1 protein-coding gene is annotated in these 890 nt (G+C 41.2%); it reads right to left on the bottom strand.

The window, feature by feature from the left end:
• Positions 1-802: IS110 family transposase (locus tag H5202_RS23485; protein ID WP_182774115.1), on the bottom strand; the 802-nt coding region annotated here is incomplete at its 3' end.
• Between the last annotated feature and the right edge of the window lie 88 nt (positions 803-890).

The raw sequence follows: 890 nt of genomic DNA, 5'->3' as shown, positions 1-890 counted from the left end.
TCGTGATGCCAGACAGCATGGTTTTGCCACCACTTGAGTTTTGCCTTTGTGTTAATCCGCACCAAGCAGCAAAATGTCGACCATTATGAAACATTTTTCCGTCACCTATGGACGCATATAGTTCTGCTGCTGTCATTGGGCCTACACCAATGACACTTTTTACTCGCTTGCAGATAGGATTATTTCTTGTATAAACATTTATCTTCTTCGTGTAAAACTCAACTTTCTCTTGCGCTGCAACAAAGTCAGCATAAAGTTCGCGAAAACTTTCTCGTGCAAAAGCCGATAACTCATTGCTTTCATCATCTATAAATTCAGGCAACCGAGCCGCTAATGCGGTTTTCCCCTTTGCAGCGCATAAACCATATTCAGCAAGAAAGCCTCTAACTTGATTGTTGATTGCGACCATCGTTTTTACATGTCGCTTTCTTATGCGCAGCACCATTTGAATGTCTTCTTGCTCGACGCTTTTTATCGGTACAAATGTCATATTTGGTCGTTGCGCTGCTTCAGCAATGGCTTCTGCATCATTAAAATCATTTTTGTTTTTACGACGATAAGGCACAACATATTGAGGCGCAATGAGCTTAACTTGATGCCCTAATTTAATAAATTCTCTAGCCCAATGATTAGCTCCGCCACAGGCTTCCATCACAATCAACGTTGGCTCTAACCGGGCAAAGACACTGAGCAAGTCGGCACGCTTAATTGCTCTCTTTTTAACTAACTTTCCAGCTTGATTAACGGCAAACATGTGGAAAATAGTCTTTGATATATCTAAACCAATTGTTGTAATCTTCATATTCGGACCCGCCCTTTGTTGATAAAGTGTACAAACTTATCATGGCTCACTATGAAGCCGATTAGAAGGGTGGGTCCATCTCATTATT

This window comes from Shewanella sp. SG41-4 (assembly GCF_014164505.1).
Classification (GTDB): domain Bacteria; phylum Pseudomonadota; class Gammaproteobacteria; order Enterobacterales; family Shewanellaceae; genus Shewanella.
This window is presented reverse-complemented; position numbering and strand designations above follow the sequence as displayed.